Source organism: Phormidesmis sp. 146-33, assembly GCF_052939515.1.
The window spans coordinates 1-3690 of sequence record NZ_JBJPHU010000234.1 but is presented as its reverse complement, the minus strand read 5'-3'; the positions used below and the strand labels follow the sequence as shown (position 1 = coordinate 3690).

The 3690-nt window shown below is 46.2% G+C and carries 3 protein-coding genes; all 3 read right to left on the bottom strand.

Annotation, left to right across the window (positions count from 1 at the left end):
- Positions 1 to 378 (bottom strand): two-partner secretion domain-containing protein (locus tag ACJ2PR_RS35395; protein WP_446880568.1); only part of this gene is annotated, 378 nt, incomplete at its 3' end.
- Between the two features lie 231 nt (positions 379 to 609).
- Entirely contained in the window at positions 610 to 2802 is a 2193-nt protein-coding gene (locus ACJ2PR_RS35390) for a C2 family cysteine protease (protein WP_446880567.1), read from the bottom strand.
- A gap of 274 nt (positions 2803 to 3076) precedes the next feature.
- The gene (locus ACJ2PR_RS35385) at positions 3077 to 3583 is read right to left on the bottom strand and encodes a hypothetical protein (RefSeq protein ID WP_446870546.1); all 507 of its coding nucleotides are present in this window, start codon (positions 3581 to 3583) and stop codon (positions 3077 to 3079) included.
- Positions 3584 to 3690 lie beyond the last annotated feature (107 nt).

Here is a 3690-nt window from a genome sequence, read left to right as displayed (position 1 = left end):
GGGATTGAGTAAGAAGAAATTTGCTGGGTTGCTGGTGGCGATCGTGCCATTGATATTCGAGATAAAAGCGTCGCCTTGTCCCGTCACTCGCACGATCACATTTTGAATCGTTGGATCTGTGACAAAGCCTGCAAGGTCGCCGTCAGGCAGGGAGAATTGCTGAAAACTGTGAAAGAGATTGTTCCCTCTGGTTGCCCCATTGGTGATGATGCAAGCTCCAGTACAGGGAGCGATCGCTGAACCATTCACTTCGGTGCCCAAAGTGCCATCCCCCGCAACTTGAGCCAGTGTAGCGGTGGGGTAAACTGCCAGCAATACTCCACCGATCGCACCCACCCAACTTAGCCAATCGCGCTTAAGATTCCAGTAGTAAGCCATGCTGTCCTGTGTGATTGAGTTGAGAACAACGATTAAAGAGAACAACGGTTAGTTTGTGGAGAGCGATCGTATATCTCACAGCAGTATAATTTACGCTTGGAACTTATTTGATAATCTGAAATAAGTTGTGATATTTAGGAAATGTCTCACCTTTAAGTAAAAAAATGGGAAACTGAGAATGTCTTCTATGTTTCCCAAAGCTTTGGGTGCATGATTTTTCCGATGCTTTAACTAAACGGTCGTACTCCATATAGCAAAGTTATCAATCACTTCATCCTTAGACAACGACACAATTCCATCCTTTGCATTAACCCCCCAAGGATTAAAGAGTGTAAACCTACCCGTTCCAGCATTGTAGTCAATTAGCGTATATGCGTGCGTAGCAATTATCCTGGAATTATCAACCTCTGAGGGAGTTCCCAGTACGATTGGTTTATTCGCATTGAAAGCATTAATAATGTATCCAATGTCATCTTTTTCCCAAAGCCAAGTGCCACTGGAGACGTGACGGTTGCCCTCAGTCCCTCGTCCTGTAATTTGGCTGAGGACAGGAGCGCTAAAACCACTATTGATACCTGCATAGCTGTTAGTGTTGTCCCGACCGAGCCAGCCAGATTCATTCACTTGAGCATAGGCTTTCTCAACCAGAGCGGCCCAGAGTTCATTGGTGTTGTTGTCAAACCTTTTACCAGAAGAGTTGTTGGCGTAGAAGAAACCATTTTCCTGGGTTGGCAAAAAGCGATCGACCGTTACATAGTCTGCGCTGCCATTGTTATAAAAGCGAACGGTAAAGGTATCATCTCCATTGTCAGTAATCATATTGTCAATGATCGTGTGATCGGTGCGCGCTACAGCCGCCAAACTTGCCATGAAGTAGCAGTCTCCGACTCCCCCCTGATCCACATCTTGCCAGCTAATTCCGTCTACAAAGAGTGAACCATTGGCACGCTGATACATAGTCATCGGATCGGCAATGGGGCGATCGCTCCCCAAAAACCATTTACCAATCAGACTCTCCATTTTTCCAGAACTGTCGCCGCCAAGCAGGTTGCCGATGTAGCTGCCGCGCGTATTTGCTGGATCACTGTTAATCACTTTATTTGCCAGATTTCTAACAGACTCAGGCATAGCGTGTCCCAGCCCACTCAGCACGGTTCTCAGGTCGGTTAGTTCAGTTGCGTCAATCGTGCCATAGTCTTCGGTTTGTCGCAGAATGGACAGCATTTCATTGCGATCGATCCATCCATCAGCCCCAGCCAGTCGAGCCTGAGCGACAACGCCAAAGTCACTCAAATAATCGGTATACCAGTCTCCTGTAGAAACTCCTAGATTGTAGTTGATGGTGGCTCCAGTAGAACCCTGACCCTGATTGACCTGAATAAAATAGGTGCCTCCTTTTAGAGCGTTATAGATGCCATCCGTAAAGCCATACCACTGATTAGAACTCGCAAACGCCTCATTTCCACTGATCACTCCATCGTTGTTGGAGTCTCTAATCAAGCGCACGTCGGCGTTGGCATTCATTCCTGATAGTGTGATGTGGAGATTGCCTGCACCCAGCGTGACGCGATACATCTCTGACGTGTTGTTACTGTCCAGAGTGCCAGTCAGCAGGCGAGTTCCAGACAGATTGCCTAGATCAATTTCTGTGGGTAGCAAGTTACTAACCTGCTCAGTAGAAACAGTGAGATCGTAGTCTGTGGTTGTTGCGGTGGGTAGATAGAGCCGATCGATAGCTCCACTGACGCGGTGTTGAGACCAGAATGGCGAGACTTTGAGGTAGTAATCTCCAGCCGCCAATGAACTCAGGTTAAGGGCGATGTCATGCGTGTCGAAGTTTTGAGTGGTCGAAATCCCCTGTGCCAAGAGCAATCTACCATCATAGGAACTAGCGATCGTGGTTCCACTAGCATCTAATAAATTGACCGAAGCGTCGCCAGCTGCACCTTTGAGAAACAGGTTAAAGGCACTCGCTTGATCCAGGCGAAAATGGGTGTAGTCAGTATTGTCACCATTGCCAATAGAGTCTAGTCGAGTCCTGGTTTTGCCATCTAGCCTGCCCATGTCAAAGGCTCCTGCTAGGGTGTCATCCAACGTTGGATTAAGTAAGTGTCCAACCTTGTTGTACGAAGTATCCTCAAGCACATCTATCCCAGTCTTGAACTTGTTGGGAATACCGCGATCAACGACCAAAACATCACTCACTCGATCGAAAACGCGACTAGAAACTACAGATGAAGCACTTGAAGACGCAAATTCTGTGCTGGCGAGGCTAGGAACACTCGACTTCAGCCTAAAATCATTTTGTTGAACCGGGTCAACTACCCCTGTAGATAGTGCGGATGAACTAGAGTGCAACACTGATGAATTAAAAGAAGTTGCGCTGAGAGCGTTGAGTTTATTTGAGGATTGTGAAAAAAGCATAGCAACCTGCTCTATGGCTAAGGGGTGAGTAGAAGGGCAACGTGAATCATCTCCTTCTGTTGAGCTATTGGTTTGCTTTTTTTGATCTATTCACTTCAGCAATGTCATTCTTTCAGTAAACCTTTTCAAGAATTTACAAGCAAGACTGCTCTTAGGTTTGAGGGCGTTTCACCAGGATTGTTTCAGTACGATAGCATCAGGAGTTGAGGCAGCTTTTAACAGAAATTGGGGTTCAACATGGCCTCGCGATCTGGTTTGACAAACACAAGCTTCATCACACATCATCAAAGTCACTTTGGCGTAATTTTGAACTATCAATTTTCTGGGACTGAATGTAGAACCAGGCCATTGCTTCTGCTACCAGAATCGGATCACCCGATGCCAGAAAGTACTGCATTCGCGCCAGTTGTTGTGGGCTGCAAAGGTGCCTCTGTTCCTGAGCCAAAGAAAGAGCTTCTTGGTTGATGGCTTGCTGATCTTGGGCACTGATAGCGAATGGCTGAGACAATGCTTCAACCTCGTTCAGAAAATCACTTTGTTCAACAGCTCGATACTCAGCCACTGGATTCTGAACAGATTCTTTAGAATCGCTAGAACTACCGTGAGAAATCTCATTACCGCCATTACCAGGGAATAAGCTTGGATCAGTTTTGTGGTTGTTGGGGAATCCGTTTTTATCACTGGAGTTATCTAATTCAAATTCTTCAATTCTTAAATAGTTAGGATGCCAGAGATCTTTGTGACGATACAGCGATCCTCCACCAATTCGATAGGCAAGCAAACACTTAAATCTCTGAGTTGCAGAACCTGGCAAACTGTTTTTTTCAAGCAAGTCACTGTCGGTTCGCTCATTTGAAAAAGACCAGGGGAATTAATCAAACCGCTAGT